Consider the following 17,886-nt stretch of genomic DNA (forward strand, 5'->3'; position numbering starts at 1 on the left):
ATCCGGTTCGAATGTAATATGCGATACCTTCTTCATTGTGTCCTTTTTGAAAACTGGTTTCTGCTTTTTAGAATTTCGCGTTCAGCTGTTGTGATGGCTAGATTTGCAATCAGTTCAGACAATTGCTGCAAAATTGATTTTTTGTGCATTTGTTACACATCTTATTTTCATAAAAAATTAAGGCCAGTTGCAATCAAATTATAAGCGATATGAGACATGATACTGGTCTTTATATCTGCAAATTTTCGATTCATCAAGCTTAAACCAATTGAATCAATGGCTAATAAAGGCATTTTCACAAAATCTAGGCCATGGGCAATCGCAAAACAAATTGCCACGAGTATAATTGCAGGATAAAAGCCCATTAACTTTTGAAAATATGACGTCAGTACCCCTCTAAATCCCAGTTCTTCTAGAATCGGTCCTGTAACGCAAAGCACCGTAATGTTGACCCACTTTAACGGCGAGTTCATCAATTGATAGGCTTGATCTAACTTCACACTGGTTTGGTTATGCCTAATAAAATCAAGTGGTAAGTTTCCAATAATCACCGTCAGGCCAATGACAATAACTGCCCATAAAACAGCATAGCCGACTTGTTTTTTAAAATTAGGAAACGAAAGTGTTGGTGCTGCTTTAGTTAAAAATCGATTGATGGCAATCAAGATTACCCCAAACAAAAGGCTTTCGCCAATTAATAGGAGCCACGATAATTTCGGATCCGTTGTAAAATATCCAAGCCAAGAACTGCCACTGACCAAGAAAATAAATGGCAGAAACATAATGAGTCCGCCTATCACCCAGCCGATTTTCTTCATATATTACCTCCATGCGCGCGAAGCGTTATTTTTATTTTAAATTCGATTTATCTTAATCTATGTATTGAAATTAATATCCTTAAATTCTGCACAAATTAACACCCAGATTTCTATCTAGCTTTTCGATAATGCTTCAACCAGCCCCTCTGCCTTGATTCTTGGTATAATCTCATTATAGTTATACAGTGCACAAGTATCACCACATACGAGGGGGTGTCGCTATCATGAACTACTTTTCAAACCTTTTGAGCTATTTCTGGGATGCGACATTGATCATGATTCTTCTGAGTGGTTATTTTCAATTCGTTCAAAGACTGACCCTGCTCCGCTTCGTTGCCTACTGTTTGCCCATTGCTCTTTTTACAGCCATGTTCACTTTTTATCTTTCGGAATGGACTTACGGTATAATCATCGCTTTTCAAATCCTGATAAATTTACGCAGGAAGATTCCAATAATATCACTGGATACCATAATCTTACTGTCGATCGCTATTTTCTTGTTCATCTATGGGAATACTTTGGTATTAATAGAAAATAAACTACGAACGTTCCTGATAAACGACAACTCCCAATTTATTCCGCAAATCTTTGGGATTGCCCTTGTGGTGGCTTTGGCACTCACTTTGATTATCGTACTGATTTTGATAAGGCATTATCGAGTCACTATTCTTGAGAAAGTCACGCAGTTAACTGCTGAATATAATGTCCGCAAAGCCGTGACTTTGTTTTTGGCCACGCTTTTATTTATCGAATCGGTAATCGCCATTGTGGCTGATACCCTAAAAATTCAACGCGCCTTCCAGGCTGTTATCATTATTTGCTTTGTGTTCTTCGCCATCCTAACAGTGGCTCTAATGTATTATTTTATTATCAGCTATCAACGCAGTTTGCAAAGTAAACACAAAGCAGTCGAAAAGAAACAACAGACGGAATATCTGCATAAGCTCGAAGAAAATTACAATGAGTTACGGCGCTTTCGCCATGATTATCAAAATATTTTGATCTCATTACAGGGTTATTTGCTAGCCGGCGATGTGACTAAGAGTATTCAATATATTCAAGAAACGCTACAGGAAACCACAACGACCATTGGTCAAGAACATAAAGCGCTCATGGACTTGTCCAAGCTGGAAGTTCCTGGTATTCGCCAGCTCTTATTCGAAAAAATCAAACAAATGCTGACTGCTAAAATTGCCGTTACTTTAGAAATTGCCCAGCTGATTAACACATTGCCTGGCTCCCAAGTTGATTTGGCCCGTATCATTGGAGCCCTCATGGATAATGCCTTGGAAGCTGCTCAAACAGCAGACAAGCCTGAAATCCATATTGCCATTATAAAATATGCCGATAATGCCTACGAATTCAACATCGAGAATACTTTGGCTAACCCTGAGATTGATATTGCTGAATTTTTCAATGCTGGCTATTCCACCAAGCAAAATCACAGCGGCCTGGGCTTAACGAACGTCAACGATTTGGTTCATCATTCAGGGACATTCAGTCTGGAAGTAACCAAGCATGCTGACAGCATTCGCTTTAGCTTGATGATGCAAACCTAGATCCACAGTATGCCTGTTATTATGGGTGTACTTTTATTTCCCCTAGTGGGTTTCAAGAACATCTCGTATTTATTTTAATTTGTTAATTTCTCTAAAAACACCGATACTTCCTAGCGTGGCAATAAAAATCGAAAAATAATTCAGACTAACGATTGTCATGCCTAAGCCAAGAAATAGAATTATAAAGTCCATCTCAATTGCCCGAAATTTATTTGAATTTTGTTTAACACTGCGCACAAAAATTGTGATAATGCCAATTGTTGTTAAAACGGCAATAAGTATTTTTAAACCACTATTTAGAATTATCACCCTATCCCACCTAATATTAATTATTTACTACCTGCGATCACAATCCGAGCAATAAGCAACTGCTAATTTTTTCTATTTTGCTCAAAAACTAATCGTGTCCCGACGCCCAAAACCCGGATATTGGCGCTCAAGTTCCACAAGAAAATCTAACATTTCAGCTGATAATTCCTGTTTGGTACCAAGTCTTGATAACTGCGATGCCAGTTGGGTAGCAACTTGTTGATCATACTTGCCATCAGTCAGTGCCTGCTTTGCCTTTAAAAGCGGTGTGCGCACATTATCAGCTAGTGCCGGTGCCGCGATGAAAGTATCCATTTTGTGCATAATTGCTCTGAAGCTTTCATTATATAGCCCTCCGTTTTCAATAATTTCTGTTGATATGCCTATTGAAACATACACCACATTGTAATATAAATTAAATTTGAACAACGTAGGAAATATTTAACGTGTGATTTTCAATCATAGACGTTACTTCTTTTCAACAATACGCCCATATGTTAATGTATTTTATATGAAATCACAGTTTTTTGTTATCTTTTTGAAGAAGATTTGTTATCATGGTATCCAAAGCTCATTATAAGAAAGTAATGAAAGTTGAGATACCACGCTTTGTTGGGGAAAACAAGGGCGGGCACCCACTTTAGCCTGATGATGCCAGAAACGGAGGAAGTCAATGCTTAACGTACTAATCTTAGAAGACGATGCTCAACAGCGCAATGATTACCGCAAAGTCATTCAAACCCGGATTGACTACAACGCTAGCACCCACGCTTATGACATGGCAATTGCCGTTTGTACCGATGATCCAGCAGAGATTTCTGCTTATCTCAAAGCCCATCCCGATGATCTGGTTTTTGCCTTGTTAGATATTGAAATCGCCGGGACAACCGTCAGTGGCATTGATGTGGCTGATGAAATTCGGCAATCTCAGCCCTTTGCCAGCATCGTTTTTATAACTACCCATGATGAACTAATGCCTTTAACCTTACAACGGCGAGTTGAACCTCTGGATTTTATCTACAAAGAGTCCGGTGCCACCCAACGAGATGCCGCCATAAAAAAAGATGTGGATCTGGCTTACCAACGGTATCAGCGAAACATTATTGCCGTAGAACCACGCTTTAGCTATCAGGTCATGGGCAGCATCATTCGAGAAATTAATTTTTCAGATTTATATTATCTGGAATCCAACAAAAGTCACCCCCATTGGCTTACCTTGGTAGGTAAAAATATTCGTACGGAATTCAAGGGCGAACTGAAGAAAATTACCGAAGAACAGCCCAATATGATTCGCTGTGACAAAAGTTATTTAGTCAATCCGCAAAATATTGTGAGTTTTGATATTAAGAACCGAACCATCTACTTTGATGAAGCCGGCAAAAACAGTTGCATTGTCAGCTCCCGCAAAGTTCCGGTCATCCGAGATTTTCTCAAAAAAGCTGGCCGGCCGCAAAAGATTAACTAAAATGACGTTTATGTGCAAAAAACTAACGTTCATGCCAGTTTTTCCTACCAAGCACCAAACTGCGGTAGAATAAACTTGGCTTAGCTTAGGTCGCATAGCGCACTTATTAAGGAGTCATGTAATGAACAAGAAAAAGCAAACAGCCAACAAACAAAAGGCCTTGGCATTATTTACAAACCTAAAGACTTTATTGCTGCCGCAAAAGGCTGACGATTCTGGTTACGATCAAATCATTGCTGTTTTGGATCGGTCGATTGACCGGGTTTCAAAGGATAGTCAAACGCCTGAAAACGAAGCTCGCGCAGTTTATCAAAATATTTATAAAATCGCTTTGGTTGAAAAAACAAAACTTGAGCCAACTGCGTTGGCAGCTCTTAAGGCGATTGAAACGTTCTCACTCTCAGGCGGTATCTGGGGCGGGATGAACACGCTGAATACTGCTAATACTTGGCAGATTCTTTAAGGTACAACATACTTTTGTAATGAAAATTAGCGTAGGATTCAATTTATTTTCAAAGAACGCCGCCTGATGTCAATGCTTAAACTATCCATTTTGTCCATAACGACCCAAGCTATTGCGTCCTAAGATTAAGTTATGTGCCATTATTTTAAATATGTATTCAGGGAGGAAAAATGACAGACATAAAAAAGCAGGCCAAACAAGATATTCATGAATTATACGATGGTCTCAAGAAGTATGAGGATCAATCTCCAGAACTGATGGACATTACTGACGTCTTACAGCAGGTTTATCACACCTTAGACACCACCAAAAATCCGGAAGCTTTGGTCAATAAACTGACGAAGTACATTTATATTTCAGGTTTTAAGAAGATAACTTTTGCACCGGCCGAAAACAAACTGTTAGCCAATCTTGGCGCCATCGGCCAACGGGCTGGCCTAAATGGTGCGTATGGTTCTGACTATTCAGATAAATCTCAATTTTACGGTTATAAAGAGGAAGTACCCCGGCATAGTTAAGCAAAACCTATCAGCTTTAGCAGTAAGAAAGAAGTTGATATTATGGATGAAAAAGAAACGAAATTATTTGAAGCGGTTAGTAAAGCTTATTCAGATAAGGAAGTTCAAGCCGATCCAGAATTATCAGACATTTTATTTCAAGCAGGCAAGCGATTAGAAAACAATGTAGACTACAAGTTTGTAGCTATCAAGCTCACTCAGAATATTGCCTTATATTTAATAAGCCACGAATATAAAGTACCTAAGAGCATTTCTGAATTATCAAGTAGCATGCAAAAATATGGCGCAAGATACTTCGGTGTTGCGTCCATGATGTCATGGTTCTAATAATAATAAAAGGCTACGATTGACTTCAATGACGAAGCAATCGTAGCCTTTTGCAATGCTTAAGGCAGATAGATAAACAGATAGGACAACCAAGCAAAGTTGCCGACAAACTGTTTTAAAAATGGTTTTCTAGTGCGCTTTGAAAATGGCAGGCTACGCCAAATGAACTGCACCACTGAGAAGATAAAGGTAATCGCCAGCCATGTCACCAGGATAAATAGAATTCCTAAAAAAATATTTTTGAGCATCGAACCATCCCTTCGCCAAATCTAATTTTTCGTGTAAGTCATTATACTTCAAAACTAATGCTTGTGACATAAAATTATCATAAACGTCGTAATTTGCAGCATAATCGTAGTTTTTAAACATGGTTTAAGCACTAATCCTTTATCGAATCTTTCCTGGTCCGTTAATAAAAAGATACGTTTTGGTTGATTGTGCGGTCTTAACCCCGAAAGCTCATTTCAAAATAGCTAATCTAAATAGCTATTTTGAAGCAACAAGGATCCCAGATTTGTCCCAATTGGCTTAGTCTTGATAAGAATCGGCTCCAATACATCATAAAAATTGGGATGCTGCAGGGGTTAAGCCCGTCTTCATTGCTTCTTTTTGCAAGCTAACCAAAACTTTATTGACGATTGCCACGTTATACCTGCCCTTTTCTAAATCAGCCTTAGCCACGAGCCCGATTTTTCGCTCACGATCCGAAATGGTTGGGTCAAGCACATAATCGTAGAACAGATCTAGTATATCTTGGTCGGTTATTTTTCCCTTGCCAAACACGTGTATCCCCCTCTTTTGCCATAGTGTGATGACGTTTTATTGCAATTAGTTTTCTGAGTTCTATTTAAGGTGAACAGATAGGACAACCAAACGAAGTAATCGACAACCTGTTGCAAAATTGCTTTCATCATGCTTTAGAATCCAGGACACGATATTCCTTCAAAAAGCGCGCTTTGGATACGACCCGGTGGTTAGTCACATCTAAGTAGTCCCCTAAATATCCCAGTGGATACATGGCATAGCCCCCACCTACCGTACCCACAGCACCTATTTTTAAATTCTCAGTCAAAGAACTGTTTAAGCCAGCCATTAAAATACGCACGTGATCATCTAGCCAATACAGATAGTTTTCTGCAAAGGCCCTCTTTACCCAGTCGGGGCGCTCGTTAGTTTTGCTGATTTCCCAGACCTCGGCCGGCTGCCCCTTATATAGAGCTTTCATGCCATCTCGCCCCCAACTTCCAAGGTAACTTTTGCTAATTATATGTCCAAAGGAACACTGCAATTTGTTTCATATCAAGTATACGGCGTGTCGCACTAACCTTTTGTTAAGCTGATTATACTTCAGAATCATCGTTATGCGCTGAACAATCTTTAACGTGGCAATTTGTGGCATAATCGCTACGACACAAAATCAACTGTAGACCTTCATTTTTTTACCGCAATCCACCAATATCCTGCGTTTAAGTACAAAAATCCAGCGTTCATGACAATTTGACCTCAAGCGCTTAAATCTGTAGTATGATATGCACAAGAGCTGAAGCAGCTAAACTTGGTGCTTCGATCCGTCAATCACAACAGACTCCCCCATCGTAAAGGAGGCACCCATCATGGATGAAAAAACAGCTGAAGTCTTTGACGCTATCAATACGGCCTATGCTGACGTAGAGGTGCAACATAATGCCGAGTTATCAAGACTGCTACTGAAGCACCGCCGCACCCTTGAAAATGGCCTGGCCTACAGAGCCACTTGTGAACAACTTACCACGGCCATCTCCCAATACTTATTATTTCATCAATTGAGCGCCCCGAAGGCCCTATCTGAACTTTTTGAAACCATCAGCAAATACACGGCACAAACGCAGACCATTGATACCCATAATATTTGGATCGATGATCTCCACTTATAGTTAGGAGCGGATTCCAATGACAAAAAATCAAATGTTTTTTAAATAATTGTCAAGGTTTCCTAATAGCGATGCCCAAAACGGTGCAATACAACTTAACGTATCCAGTATGTAAGACAGCAATAGGTTTGTAATCTGGCTTTGCGTAGGAGGCATGCCATCATGGCAGAGAAACGTCAAGAATTCTTTGATTTAATCGACAAAGCATATAACACCCCAGCGGCACCAAAATTTAATGACTTGAAAAAGAAATTGTTGAAATACGCCCAAGAGTTAAATGCTGGTGATGACTATATCAAAATCATGTTATCTTTAAGATACGATTTGTTTCACGCTGATCGGGATTTGAATTTGGTCACCCGTATTTCTGGGTTACCCGACCAATTCAAAGCGGTCTTTTATTTCATTGAACCCCAAGTTAAGAAAATTGATGAAAAAACGTTACGCCAGTATAACCTGGCTTATGGCTTAATGATGATGCCAATCCCCTTTGGGGGCATCATCGGCTAATTTATCTACCCCCGCTAAACCCAAAAACGCTTGAAGAGATTGCAATTAGGCAGTCACTTCAAGCGTTATTTATTTTGACATTCATCACAAAATTCCCCCGAATTTCCCGATTAAATTATGTTATTTAGCTTGCATCACCGTTAAATTATGATCCGTATGGGACCAACTACCCTGTTTGCCAAAAGTCAACAAGCCCGCGATTTGGTCCAGAAGATATGTCAGTGAGAACCAGTACATGGCCAGGACGGTCCAGGGCAGCAATAATATTTTTTTGTGGGTGTGGATCTTCGCGTCATAGAGATAGCCGGCAATCATCGGCAAAAATCCTTCCAGCAATATGACCCAATTCACGATGGTCACTGGCACAAAATAGCTTTGGGTCACATTTCCCAGTTCGACTGTCAACACTGGTGCCGCCATTTGCGGGGTTAGCGCTGTAATCAGCCAAAAAATGAAGAACAGCAAAGCCAGCAACAATTGAAAATTCTGACGCATGGAGAACAGATAACTGATTTGATCTAAATAACGTACATCTCGACTTTTGACAAAGTCCTTCAGCAAGGGGCCGACGTTGTGAAAGGCGGTAAACCAATGGCCTTTGCTCCAGCGATAGCGCTGTACCATGCTGGCGCGGATGTGTTCGGGCTTTTCATCATAGATGCGGGTGAAGTGGTTCCAGCCCACGGTGCCGCCGCTGCGGACGATGCGGATCTCCATTTCCAGATCTTCCGTTAAACTGGTGGAGCGAAAACCATTGTTAGCCAACAGCCACTTGGTCTCTACCACATAACCGGTGCCGCCAATGCTGTTATCTAGCCCTAAGCGATACTTGGATAATTGGAAAAAGCGGTTCATGGTCCAGTAACTGGCGGCATAGCCCAGGCTTAGGAAAGCTTGATAGTTCTTACTATCTAAATAGGCTTGGATCGCCGTAAAGTGCTTGGTCTGATACTGGCTGTCCAGCTCCGTTAGGATATTGGGGGCCACAAAATTGTCCGCATCTAAGACCATGACCATATCATATTGGCTGAGATCATCATGAACTTTCAAATAATCCAAGGCATATTGTAGGCCAGCGGGTTTCCCCACACCTTGGCGTTCAAAGGCGCCAAGACTGGTGTCCACCACCAGGTAGCCTAATTCCCGGCCGATTTTAGTAGTGGTATCGCTGGAATTATCACTGACCACCACCACTTTATATTTGTCCTGGGGATAAGTCATTTGACTCAAGTTATGCAACGTAGCGGCGATGACTTGGGCCTCATTGTGGGCAGGGATCATGATCAAAAACCGGGTCTTCGGAGCTTTGATGGCATAATCTCGCTTGGCTTTGCCAAAGCCAAAGGTGGCTAAGAAAATATAATACGCGGTCAAGACCAAAGTCCAGGTACTGATCACGATCACTGGGATAAAAATCCACCAGCTCAAATTTTCAATAAACGGTCCAAAGGATGCAGAAATACTGTAAAGCACATAAATTGGCATTAAGATAACTAAAATCACAAACCAAATGCTGGCAACAACGCGTAACTTGTACTGCCCCATGCAAAAATCCTCCATTCTCTACTAAGCATCTAAGATACCTAGTCAAACCTACCAACAAACTACGTTGACAACTATAAACTGAATTGTTTTTGGTACCTGTCGATTTTTGAGGGCGAATGATAGGGACGTTGGTAGTTATTTGGCACAAGCTAGATGGTCAAAGATGAATGAGGGATATAAGTATAAAATTATGAAATTATAATTTTCTAATATAAGTGGTTTGTGGGGTTATTTTGACAATTTGTTAGAAATGCCTAAATTTGCACTGTCAAAAAGCATCATCTTCCCACCATATTTTTTACACAACGTGAAGCCTTTCATTTGTCACTAGCCTACCTTGGTTGGCTAGTGGGGCCAATTATAAATTAATTTTACCTATTAGACCGGTCCTTACGCCCAGATTCACTGGGATTCTTTTTGACATTTTCAAAGTGTTGTTTAACAATAGAACCCAGTGTCAGCCTGATTTTTATTTTAGCGATGACTTGAGTGGTTTCATTTTGGTGCTATTTCAGTGTTGAGCTTTCAACTAATTTTCATCACAATGACTTTTCAGTTATGACCAATGGGCTGACACAATTTGAAGGAGGATCATTTTGACAGAAAAACGCATTATCGCCCACCGGGGCTTACCCACCCTGGCACCAGAGAACACCTTGGCCAATTTTGAGTTAATGCCCCAGTACAACGTCAATTGGCTGGAGACGGATTTAGGTATCACTAAGGATGAACAAGTCGTGGTCTTACACGATGACTATTTAGACCGGACCACCAATGGCAGCGGGGCTTTGACGGCCACTAATTTTAAGAATTTAGAAACATATTCGGCCGGTAGCTGGTTTGCCAAGTCCTTTGCCCATGCTAAAGTGCCAACCTTAGACCAACTGGTGCAGTTTTTGAATCGGACTAAAATTAATGTCAACATTGAATTAAAGGCGGTGATTGGCCCCAATGCCAATGCCTTAGCTGACCGGTTAGTGGCCCAATTTGCCTTAGCCATCGATGCCTTGGATCCGGGGATCGATTTGATCGTGTCATCCTTTAATCCCATCATGTTGTTAAAATTAAAGCGGCTGCGGCCCAACGTGAAATTCGCCGTGCTGTTTGAAAATCATACTTTCTATGAAGACTGGACCTTGATCATGCAAGCGGTGGGGGCTAAAATCATTCATCCCCAAAACGAAGGTTTAACTAAAGCCACCGTCCAGGCCATGAAGGCTTATGGCTATGAAGTCAATGTATGGACCGTGGACCGGATCGACCGGGCCAATGAACTATTCAACTGGGGTGTGGACAGTATCTTCACCAACATCGCCGACCAATTCAGCGCCATCCAATCCGGGGCTAAGGAAAGGACTGAAGGTTATGGACACTTCCTCACCACATGGTACTGAGCACCATTTAATGTCCCGTTTGGGCTTTGATTCTACCCATCAACTAGGTGGTTTCTTATCCGTGGTCATGTCTGGGCAAATTATTTATTCTGCCTTTGAAGCCTTTAAGGGCACCTTTTACAATTTGCTTCTAAAAGTTCTAGGCGTGACTAATGGGCAATTAGGGGCGATTTTCACCTTGATCGGCATTTCTGTGTTCTTTTACATACCGGGGGGCTGGATCAACAATCGTTTTTCCGTGCGCTCGGTGTTGATCACTGGTTTGATGACCCGCATGCTCACCATGTTTGTCATTATCTTCTTCCAACCTAGTTTTGGCGTGTTACAAATCATTGCCGTTATTTGGGGCTTGACCGACGCCTTCTTTTGGCCGGGGGTTTTAAATGGCATCGTCTTGTTATCCGACCAAGCCCATCGGGGATTAGCCTTTGGGCTGCTGGAATCCATTCGCCGGGCCGCTGAAATGCTGATGAACCTCTTATTAGTGGGGGCCATGGCTTTATTTGGCGGTATCAGTATCTTCAAAACAGGGATGCTGGTGTATAACCTCTTAATTATTCCCGTAGTGTTTTGCATTCTCAAATATGTGCCGAAAAATGGGATTGCCACCCAAAAGACAACTTCTAACGGCACCAAAGCCTGGGAAGCTTTAAAGGGTCTATTGAAAGTATTGACCATGCCGAAAATTTGGCTAGCGGCCATCACCGCCCTGACCATTTACTGGTCTTACATCAACTTGATTTATACCGTGCCTTATCTCCAGGCTGTTTTCCATATTTCCCAGACCCAAGCTTCCCTGTTTGGTATTATCAATACCGGGGGGATGGGAGTCTTGGCCGGGGTCATTTCCGGGAGCTTATCCGATTATGTCTTTAAGTCTTCCACCAAAATGATGTTTGTAGCCCTAGGCTTGACCTTAGTGGCCCTGTTAGCCACATTGTTATTGCCCAAAGGTGCCAATATGCTATGGCCCAGTATTTTATTACTGTTAGTCTTTTCCTTTGCCATCTTCTTGGCCAAAAGTATCATGTTGACCCCCATCACCGAAGCCGGCGTGCCCAAAGACTACGTGGGATCTTCCATGAGTGTGGGTTCCTTTGCTGCTTATGCCCCCGTATTTTGGGCGTATAGCTTAAATGGCCACATCATTGATGTGAACAAACCTGTAGCTGCTTACCAACGGATCTTCTTGATCAGTGTCATCGTCGCCGCCGTCGGGGTGGTGGCAGCCTTTGTTTTGATGCTGGTGAGCCGTCAAAAACCAACCCCAACAACAAAATAAATTAACAATGCAAATGACATGTGTGTCCAAGCTGGGCGCCATGTCATTTTTTAGATGGCACAAAAAAACGACCTAACTCCACAAAGGAATTAAGCCGTTTGACGTATTTATATTTAGGTGTTGGTTTAAATCGAAGAGCCACCGCCGCCGGATGAACCGCCGCCACCAGAGAAGCCGCCGAAGCCACCCCCTGATGAACCGCCACCGGAGCCGCCGCCAAAACCACCGCCGCCTCCGCCTAGGAAGATCCACCATGGGAAGTCGCCACCGCCACCCCGGTTACCAGGGCCTTTACCCCCGCCGCCGCTATTACGGAGGAAATAAGCGATGATTAAAATAGCGATGATAAAGCCACCAATTTTCCAACCGGATAACCAGCCACCAGATTGTTTACCCTTTAGGCGATTGACCTCGTCTTGAGATAAACTGTTCTTATCCCCCTTATAACCGTAGTGGCTATCAATCAGGGAGGTGACACTGTTAAAGGTCTTTTGCAAGCCCGTGTTCACCTTGGCTGAATCACTGGATTTTAAATCAGCTTTATTGTCATTTAAAATCCGCCCAGAAATGGAATCAGTGATGACATCTTCCATGCCATAGCCCACTTCAATGCGGACATTGCGCTGGCCGCCATTTAAAGCATACAAGATTAAAATCCCGTTATCCTTACCGGCCTGGCCGATGCCCCACTTCTGAAACAAATCCGGGGCATAACTGTCAATGTCATCCCCGCCGGTACTCTTGATCACCGCCACCACCACTTGGGGTTTGGCCTTGGTATCTTGATAGTACAGGTTTTTATCACTGACTAATTTTTTCGTCTTATCATCTAATAAGGTATTGGTTTCATCATAAAAATTATATTGAGGCTTGGCCGGCATGGCTGCCTGAGCTGCCGTGGCGGTCCACAGGCTGACCAACAGCCCCAAACCCACTGCTAAAAAGCTTAAGAATTTACGGTGCTTTTCCACCCGACTCACTTCCCGTCAGTGGTATCGCTAAAGTCCACCTTTGGCGCAGTTTCAGCTGCCTTGGTTGCCTTGAAGTAAGGTTTTTGGCCCATGCCCATGGCATTGGCAAAGATATTCTTAGGGAAAGTAACCACGTTTTGGTTGTAGCTTTGAACCGCATCGTTGTAACGTTTACGTTCCACGGCGATCCGATTTTCAGTCCCCTCTAACTGGGTCATTAAAGTTTGCACATTTTCATTGCTCTTTAATTGGGGATAGTTTTCTTGGATCACATTGACTAAGGTGCCCACGGATTGATCCAATTTAGCGTTAGCCGCCATCTTTTCTTTGGTGGTACCTGCCCCAGCATATTGGGTCCGGGCTTTAGAAATATCACCAAAGACTTTTTGTTCCTGTTTCATGCTACCCTTGACGGAATTAACCAGGTTAGGTACCAAATCATAGCGCCGTTGCATGACGTTTTGGACTTGCGACCACTTGGCGTCCACATTTTGATTTTGTTTGGCTAAACTGTTGTAGGTCCCCACCCCAATCGCGATGACCCCCACCACAATAATGGCCAGACCAATGAGTATATTTCTGGTTGTATGACTTTTATTCTGATTTTGTGAATTCATTTAACTGCTCCTCTTTATAAGTGACTTATCTACATTTTATCATGTTTGTCCCAAACTAATTCAGTCTTAAGGCCGAATCTGCCGTGACGTTATTTATAATCATTCAAATATAAATCAGAGCACTATTTTCAGATATTGGGCATGTTATGAAAACAGGCCTGGCAACAAGCCCCTGAAAACGCCCTTATAAACCCTTTCCTTGCCTTTTGACTGGCAATTCAGTATCATTAAGATAGTACCAAAATTTAAAATCACTATAAACTAGGAGGCTGTAAGTAATGATTGATAAACTAAAAGTATCTGGCCACGACAATTACGATTTTCCAAAAACTCGCGCCGCATTAAATCAATTAGTTGCTGACATTAGTCAATTAAGTGTGAATATCCATCAAACACACTGGTACATGCGAGGGAAGGAATTCTTCAGATTACATCCCCTCATGGACGACTACATGGACCAATTGGCTGAACAATTAGATCAAATTGCAGAACGACTCATCGAAATTGGTGGGGCCCCTTATTCCACAACTCGGGAATTTATCGATCATACTGGCTTACCTGAAGAAACTGGTGAATTTGGCAAGTACACCTTAGAAGACTACATGGAACGCTTAGTCAACCAATATGAATATCTTCGGGATGTTTTCCAACAAGCCATGCTGGTCAGTGATGAAGAAAAAGACTGGCCAACCCAAGACATGCTCAATGGCATGAAGGAACTGACAGATAAGAACATCTGGATGTTAAATGCCTTCTTAGGCAAAGGCCCATTCGGCGACAAATAAATCCAAACCTTCGGCTCACTACTGAAGTGCAACATTAAATAAAAAATAATAGGACACTTTTAAAATCGCCTTGGATTTTAAAAGTGTCCTATTTCATTTGAGTAATTACGTCACGTTATATCTTGATGATAAAAATTTTAAGGATCCTTGGCGTCGTCTTCAATTTCTTCATCTGCGACTTCATGGGCTAAAGAAGAATGCATGCGTCGCAATTCTGTCACTTGAGCTTCAATAGAGCCCAACATCTCAGTTTGAATCTTTTGGATTTGTAACAGATTAGGATTGTCTTGTTGAATCATGTGATCAACTTTGGCATGTAAGACCCGAATCTCTTCTTCAGACTTCAGATTGACATGGTAATCATTGCGAGATTCCATGCGGTCATATTCCGAAGACCGATTTTGACTCATCATAATGAGTGGTGCCTGAATAGCTGCCACCATACTTAAAAATAAGTTCAAGAGGATAAAAGGAAATGGATCAAAATCTGCGCCAAACAAGTGCAGTGTGTTGATCACGATCCAGACGATCATGACAGAGACAAAGGAAATAATAAATGGCCAACTCCCGCCGAAGTGGGCAACAGCATCCGCCACCCGCTGACCAAATGTTAACGAGTTTTCCAATTGCTCCCGGACATCGATGACCTGGTAAGCATCTTTTGCTAAGACCCGGGTCAATTTCTGATTCAGCTTGTGATTTTGTCGATAGTCCTTGGCAATCATCTGATCCATTCTACGCAAGCGATAGATGACCAGATGCTCATTACAAATAAAGTCTTGGTTTGCTGCCTTTGGATAGTCCCGACGAATCAACGCCCTTAAAGAACCATCCAAATCTTCTAGGAACACGCCCCCTACTAGATCATAAGTCTTATGATCCACCAGACAACGCGCTTTATAGCCTGTTTTTTTCATGGTGTTAAACACCTCAATCAATCAAAATTCAGCCTAAAGCCAGGCGGGTTACTTGCCCGGCCGTCTGCAGCTGATACGCCGCGGGACCATCATCTTCAATACTCGATATATGATGTTGTGACATAATAACCCACCACCTTTCCTAGGTAAACCAAGTTCTTTTACAACACACTCATTATAGGCCCATGAAAAGTTAAAAGCAATTATTTTCAATTGGCAAAATATGGCTTCGTAGCAAGGTAAAAGACCATTATTTGGCTTGGGAAATTGGCCAGTCGCCCGGTTATTGACATCCCTGAAATAACCAGATTGCAGGTCAGCAGTGTGACATTCAACACTACGGTCAACAGAGTGGTAATCAACACCTTTTTCTAGTATAATAAAGTAATTGAAAAGAAGCCGTTAGGCCGGCTAAGACACTAACGGCTTCAAACATGGTCTGGAAATGACTGTTTGACTTAAGCTAACCGCTATTGGTTAGCTTTTTTTATAATGGCGTATGCTTTTGCAAAATTAATGCATGCAATACTAAAAACATACGCCGCCAGCGCAATAGTAACCGTTAGCTCGAATCCTCCAGCCTTTCCAAGTTAAGCATAACAACCACCTCCATGTCCTGGAAATAATTGAGTGGTGGTGTGTCATCTCTAAAACCACTGGACGGGTAGTTTGGACGCGTTCCACTTGCTCCGCCGTGTTAATATTATACTAAATATTGAGGTTGCCGTATATTCTGGTGCCTTAGCTTGACAAAAATACGCGACTCAAAACTAATTCACCAGTTTTGAGTCGCGTATTTAATCTTTTTGATTAAGCATTAACAGCTTGGCGTGCTTGTTTGGCCTTGGCTGCTTTTGGTGCTGCGGTTTGCAGGCCGATGCCAGTCCAGCCGCTGACCAGGGAGAAGATTGGGCACAGTAAACTGAAGAAGACAAATGGCAAGTATTGAATGGTAGGGACACCCAAGGTATTGGCGATGAAGACCCCACCGACGCCCCAAGGGACTAAGTAGTTCAAGACGGTCCCGCCATCTTCTAGGACCCGACCCAGGGCACCATTGGCGAGGCCACCTTTGTTAAAGGTTTGTTTGAAAGCCCGACCTGGTAAGATGATGGATAAGAATTGTTCCCCAACGAAGATATTGACACCGATACAAGCGGCTAAGGCAGCGGTGATCAACTTGCCATGGCTGTTTAAGCGTTCGGATAAAGGTACCATGACCGCATTGATCAAGCCGAAGTGCACCAACAGGCCCCCTAGGGATAAGGTCAAGACGATCAAAGCCACGGTAGGCATCATGCTGACGATGCCGCCCCGAGATAAGAGTACGTTGACTTCGTGGTTGCTGGTTTTAGCAATGTAGCCGTTGGTAATGATTTGGGTGGTTTTGGCAATGCCTAAGTTGGGATTGTTGAATAACATCATTCCCGCAGTGACGAAAATATTCATCAACATGGTAGGAATGGCGGCAATCTTAAAGGCAGCACAGACAAAAACTAAGATGATTGGAATCAAAGCCCAGATAGAAATATGGAAGTCGCCGTTCAAAGCGGCAACGGTGGTGGTGATTTTACTCATGTCCGCATGGTTGTGACCCATGCCAATAATGGCAAAGGCAATGGTTGTGACCAACCCTGCTGGCAGGATCGACCATAAAATTGTTTTCATATGGCTGAACAGATCTGTGTCCACCACGGCGGCGGCTAAGTTGTTGGTTTCAGATAAAGGTGATAATTTATCCCCGAAGACGCCCCCAGAGATGATGGCCCCGGCTACGATGGCGGGGTTGAAGTTCATGGTGACCCCGATGCCGAAGAAGGCAATGCCCACGGTGGAAACCACGGTGAAGCAACTACCCACCGCCGCACCCACTAGGGCACAGACTAAGAATACGGTGGGCAAGAACCACTGGGCGTTTAAGGCGGTGAAGCCATAGACCATTAACGTGGGGATAGTGCCGGCGGCGATCCAGGTACTGATCATGGCCCCAATCAAGATGAAAATCACGATGGGAATAATACCCTTATCAATACCATCTTTGATACCGGCGTTGATTTCTTGCCAGTTAAAGCCCCGCAATTTGGCCCAGAACATAGCCACGGTCATGGCTAGTAGCACGGGCACTTGTGGGGACAGGCCAAAGCCAATAACCCCCACGCCCATAATGGCCAAAATCACTAATAACACAATAATTGCTTCGCCTAATCTAATCTTTTGAATCTTTTGTTTGGTTGTCATAATATAATTCGCTCCTCTAATTGCCAATGTGTGTCAACTACTTGGTATTTATCAGATTGAATCAATATCGGGCAATGCCGCCATTCGTTGTTTTCATTATCTTTTTTCTCCTTCTTGGTACAAAAAAATCGCCCCTACTGTAATTAAATTACAATAGGGACGATTGACTTAGACCGTGGTACCACCCAGTTTGTGTATGGCAAATAATGCCCTACACCACTCACTAGAAGATAATGGATTCTAGTTGTTAACCATGGC

General features: G+C 42.5%; 20 protein-coding genes and 1 pseudogene. 10 read left to right on the top strand and 11 right to left on the bottom strand.

Annotation, left to right across the window (positions count from 1 at the left end):
* Positions 1-167: 167 nt before the first annotated feature.
* Complete coding sequence (locus tag FC83_RS12920; protein WP_035451941.1) at positions 168-818, bottom strand: CPBP family intramembrane glutamic endopeptidase; 651 nt, start codon at positions 816-818, stop codon at positions 168-170.
* A 518-nt stretch (positions 819-1,336) separates the two neighbouring features.
* Here FC83_RS12920 and FC83_RS12925 point away from each other — a divergent pair.
* Positions 1,337-2,377: a sensor histidine kinase gene (locus FC83_RS12925; protein ID WP_161633787.1), complete on the top strand. Its 1,041-nt coding sequence runs from the start codon at positions 1,337-1,339 to the stop codon at positions 2,375-2,377.
* Between the two features lie 69 nt (positions 2,378-2,446).
* Here the strand turns inward: FC83_RS12925 and FC83_RS12930 are convergent, their stop codons facing one another.
* Both FC83_RS12930 and FC83_RS12935 read right to left on the bottom strand, forming a co-directional pair.
* Positions 2,447-2,686: a hypothetical protein gene (locus FC83_RS12930; protein ID WP_052004559.1), complete on the bottom strand. Its 240-nt coding sequence runs from the start codon at positions 2,684-2,686 to the stop codon at positions 2,447-2,449.
* Positions 2,687-2,767: 81 nt separating this feature from the next.
* Positions 2,768-3,010, bottom strand: a complete 243-nt coding sequence (locus tag FC83_RS12935) for a bacteriocin immunity family protein (RefSeq protein ID WP_035451938.1) — start codon at positions 3,008-3,010, stop codon at positions 2,768-2,770.
* 349 nt (positions 3,011-3,359) lie between these two features.
* On the opposite strand from FC83_RS12935, the gene FC83_RS12940 reads away from it, so the two are divergent.
* From FC83_RS12940 to FC83_RS12955, 4 genes are all read left to right on the top strand, one after another.
* The gene (locus FC83_RS12940; protein WP_035451936.1) at positions 3,360-4,151 is read left to right on the top strand and encodes a response regulator transcription factor; all 792 of its coding nucleotides are present in this window, start codon (positions 3,360-3,362) and stop codon (positions 4,149-4,151) included.
* Between the two features lie 121 nt (positions 4,152-4,272).
* On the top strand, positions 4,273-4,614 hold the full coding sequence (locus FC83_RS12945) for a bacteriocin immunity protein (protein WP_035451934.1): 342 nt from the start codon (positions 4,273-4,275) through the stop codon (positions 4,612-4,614).
* A gap of 170 nt (positions 4,615-4,784) precedes the next feature.
* Positions 4,785-5,132 (top strand): bacteriocin immunity protein, encoded by a 348-nt coding sequence (locus FC83_RS12950; RefSeq protein ID WP_035451932.1) that lies wholly within the window; start codon positions 4,785-4,787, stop codon positions 5,130-5,132.
* Positions 5,133-5,174: 42 nt separating this feature from the next.
* Positions 5,175-5,459 carry a bacteriocin immunity protein gene (locus FC83_RS12955; RefSeq protein WP_035451930.1) on the top strand — a complete coding sequence of 95 codons (285 nt, stop codon included), beginning with the start codon at positions 5,175-5,177 and terminating at the stop codon, positions 5,457-5,459.
* 59 nt (positions 5,460-5,518) lie between these two features.
* On the opposite strand, the gene FC83_RS17335 is transcribed toward FC83_RS12955, so the two are convergent.
* The 3 genes and pseudogenes from FC83_RS17335 to FC83_RS12970 form a co-directional block, all read right to left on the bottom strand.
* A complete protein-coding gene (locus FC83_RS17335) occupies positions 5,519-5,707 on the bottom strand; it encodes a hypothetical protein (protein WP_156405606.1) in 189 nt (62 codons plus the stop codon).
* Between the two features lie 225 nt (positions 5,708-5,932).
* A pseudogene (locus FC83_RS12965) lies at positions 5,933-6,242 on the bottom strand (bacteriocin immunity family protein).
* A 127-nt stretch (positions 6,243-6,369) separates the two neighbouring features.
* On the bottom strand, positions 6,370-6,684 hold the full coding sequence (locus FC83_RS12970) for a hypothetical protein (RefSeq protein WP_035451926.1): 315 nt from the start codon (positions 6,682-6,684) through the stop codon (positions 6,370-6,372).
* A 388-nt stretch (positions 6,685-7,072) separates the two neighbouring features.
* Between FC83_RS12970 and FC83_RS12975 the strand changes: the two genes are divergently transcribed.
* Both FC83_RS12975 and FC83_RS12980 read left to right on the top strand, forming a co-directional pair.
* Positions 7,073-7,372 carry a bacteriocin immunity protein gene (locus tag FC83_RS12975; protein ID WP_057002860.1) on the top strand — a complete coding sequence of 100 codons (300 nt, stop codon included), beginning with the start codon at positions 7,073-7,075 and terminating at the stop codon, positions 7,370-7,372.
* A 159-nt stretch (positions 7,373-7,531) separates the two neighbouring features.
* On the top strand, positions 7,532-7,879 hold the full coding sequence (locus tag FC83_RS12980) for a bacteriocin immunity protein (RefSeq protein ID WP_035451924.1): 348 nt from the start codon (positions 7,532-7,534) through the stop codon (positions 7,877-7,879).
* Between the two features lie 120 nt (positions 7,880-7,999).
* Here the strand turns inward: FC83_RS12980 and FC83_RS12985 are convergent, their stop codons facing one another.
* On the bottom strand, positions 8,000-9,424 hold the full coding sequence (locus FC83_RS12985) for a glycosyltransferase family 2 protein (RefSeq protein ID WP_052004558.1): 1,425 nt from the start codon (positions 9,422-9,424) through the stop codon (positions 8,000-8,002).
* 596 nt (positions 9,425-10,020) lie between these two features.
* On the opposite strand from FC83_RS12985, the gene FC83_RS12990 reads away from it, so the two are divergent.
* Both FC83_RS12990 and FC83_RS12995 read left to right on the top strand, forming a co-directional pair.
* Complete coding sequence (locus FC83_RS12990; protein ID WP_052004557.1) at positions 10,021-10,818, top strand: glycerophosphodiester phosphodiesterase family protein; 798 nt, start codon at positions 10,021-10,023, stop codon at positions 10,816-10,818.
* Between the two features lie 10 nt (positions 10,819-10,828).
* Positions 10,829-12,100 (top strand): MFS transporter, encoded by a 1,272-nt coding sequence (locus tag FC83_RS12995; protein WP_035451923.1) that lies wholly within the window; start codon positions 10,829-10,831, stop codon positions 12,098-12,100.
* Positions 12,101-12,225: 125 nt separating this feature from the next.
* Here the strand turns inward: FC83_RS12995 and FC83_RS13000 are convergent, their stop codons facing one another.
* Positions 12,226-13,071 carry a TPM domain-containing protein gene (locus FC83_RS13000; protein WP_035452084.1) on the bottom strand — a complete coding sequence of 282 codons (846 nt, stop codon included), beginning with the start codon at positions 13,069-13,071 and terminating at the stop codon, positions 12,226-12,228.
* Between the two features lie 5 nt (positions 13,072-13,076).
* A complete protein-coding gene (locus FC83_RS13005; protein ID WP_057002861.1) occupies positions 13,077-13,688 on the bottom strand; it encodes a LemA family protein in 612 nt (203 codons plus the stop codon).
* 278 nt (positions 13,689-13,966) lie between these two features.
* Here FC83_RS13005 and FC83_RS13010 point away from each other — a divergent pair, with 278 nt between their 5' ends.
* The gene (locus tag FC83_RS13010; RefSeq protein ID WP_035451922.1) at positions 13,967-14,473 is read left to right on the top strand and encodes a Dps family protein; all 507 of its coding nucleotides are present in this window, start codon (positions 13,967-13,969) and stop codon (positions 14,471-14,473) included.
* Positions 14,474-14,610: 137 nt separating this feature from the next.
* Here FC83_RS13010 and FC83_RS13015 read toward each other — a convergent pair whose 3' ends face one another.
* The gene (locus tag FC83_RS13015) at positions 14,611-15,390 is read right to left on the bottom strand and encodes a DUF1003 domain-containing protein (protein ID WP_035451921.1); all 780 of its coding nucleotides are present in this window, start codon (positions 15,388-15,390) and stop codon (positions 14,611-14,613) included.
* An 810-nt stretch (positions 15,391-16,200) separates the two neighbouring features.
* Positions 16,201-17,628 (bottom strand): Na+/H+ antiporter NhaC, encoded by a 1,428-nt coding sequence (nhaC, locus tag FC83_RS13020; RefSeq protein ID WP_057002862.1) that lies wholly within the window; start codon positions 17,626-17,628, stop codon positions 16,201-16,203.
* Positions 17,629-17,886: the final 258 nt, after the last annotated feature.

This window comes from Agrilactobacillus composti DSM 18527 = JCM 14202, from assembly GCF_001436375.1.
Lineage (GTDB): Bacteria > Bacillota > Bacilli > Lactobacillales > Lactobacillaceae > Agrilactobacillus > Agrilactobacillus composti.

Bases quoted from the DNA above. Each gene is read 5' to 3' on its own strand.
- FC83_RS12970 (WP_035451926.1), bottom strand. From the start codon at position 6,684: ATGAAAGCTCTATATAAGGGGCAGCCGGCCGAGGTCTGGGAAATCAGC.
- FC83_RS17335 (WP_156405606.1), bottom strand. From the start codon at position 5,707: ATGCTCAAAAATATTTTTTTAGGAATTCTATTTATCCTGGTGACATGG.
- FC83_RS12975 (WP_057002860.1), top strand. From the start codon at position 7,073: ATGGATGAAAAAACAGCTGAAGTCTTTGACGCTATCAATACGGCCTAT.
- FC83_RS12950 (WP_035451932.1), top strand. From the start codon at position 4,785: ATGACAGACATAAAAAAGCAGGCCAAACAAGATATTCATGAATTATAC.
- FC83_RS12955 (WP_035451930.1), top strand. From the start codon at position 5,175: ATGGATGAAAAAGAAACGAAATTATTTGAAGCGGTTAGTAAAGCTTAT.
- FC83_RS13010 (WP_035451922.1), top strand. From the start codon at position 13,967: ATGATTGATAAACTAAAAGTATCTGGCCACGACAATTACGATTTTCCA.
- FC83_RS13005 (WP_057002861.1), bottom strand. From the start codon at position 13,688: ATGAATTCACAAAATCAGAATAAAAGTCATACAACCAGAAATATACTC.
- FC83_RS13015 (WP_035451921.1), bottom strand. From the start codon at position 15,390: ATGAAAAAAACAGGCTATAAAGCGCGTTGTCTGGTGGATCATAAGACT.
- FC83_RS12985 (WP_052004558.1), bottom strand. From the start codon at position 9,424: ATGGGGCAGTACAAGTTACGCGTTGTTGCCAGCATTTGGTTTGTGATT.
- FC83_RS12935 (WP_035451938.1), bottom strand. From the start codon at position 3,010: ATGCACAAAATGGATACTTTCATCGCGGCACCGGCACTAGCTGATAAT.
- FC83_RS12980 (WP_035451924.1), top strand. From the start codon at position 7,532: ATGGCAGAGAAACGTCAAGAATTCTTTGATTTAATCGACAAAGCATAT.
- nhaC (WP_057002862.1), bottom strand. From the start codon at position 17,628: ATGACAACCAAACAAAAGATTCAAAAGATTAGATTAGGCGAAGCAATT.
- FC83_RS12945 (WP_035451934.1), top strand. From the start codon at position 4,273: ATGAACAAGAAAAAGCAAACAGCCAACAAACAAAAGGCCTTGGCATTA.
- FC83_RS12940 (WP_035451936.1), top strand. From the start codon at position 3,360: ATGCTTAACGTACTAATCTTAGAAGACGATGCTCAACAGCGCAATGAT.
- FC83_RS12920 (WP_035451941.1), bottom strand. From the start codon at position 818: ATGAAGAAAATCGGCTGGGTGATAGGCGGACTCATTATGTTTCTGCCA.
- FC83_RS12995 (WP_035451923.1), top strand. From the start codon at position 10,829: ATGTCCCGTTTGGGCTTTGATTCTACCCATCAACTAGGTGGTTTCTTA.